Source organism: Stenotrophomonas sp. PS02300 (genome assembly GCF_029959395.1).
GTDB lineage: Bacteria > Pseudomonadota > Gammaproteobacteria > Xanthomonadales > Xanthomonadaceae > Stenotrophomonas > Stenotrophomonas maltophilia_AD.
This window is the reverse complement of sequence record NZ_JASCOP010000280.1, coordinates 1-321: the sequence shown is the minus strand read 5'-3', so window position 1 is coordinate 321 and position 321 is coordinate 1. Positions and strand designations below refer to the sequence as shown.

The 321-nt window shown below is 69.5% G+C and carries 1 protein-coding gene; it reads left to right on the top strand.

Features of this window, described 5'->3' with window-relative positions; all coding sequences use genetic code 11:
• Positions 1 to 39 precede the first annotated feature (39 nt).
• Positions 40 to 249, top strand: a complete 210-nt coding sequence (locus QMX79_RS20885) for a hypothetical protein (protein WP_044463541.1) — start codon at positions 40 to 42, stop codon at positions 247 to 249.
• Positions 250 to 321: the final 72 nt, after the last annotated feature.

Genomic DNA, 321 nt, shown 5'->3' with positions numbered 1-321 from the left:
GTTCCGAACCGGGGCGCTTCATGCCGAGGATTCCCCCCCATGAGCCACGACACCACGAACCGCCCCCGCATGGCCGCGACCTATGCCCCTGACACGGTACGCGCCCGACGCTGGCATGGCGATGGCGACGTGCGCGGCTACCGCCCGCCTCGCGGCTGGACAGCTCGCGCCGACCTGACCGACCTGCACCCCATCACGGGCCGCGCCTTGCCGCGTGCCGTGTGGTGGATTATCGAAACCAAAGAATAGGGAGCAGCCCCGCGCCCAAGTCGTTCCGTCTTGGGCGCGGGGAATGCCAAAAATCCGGGCGCGGCGATGGCC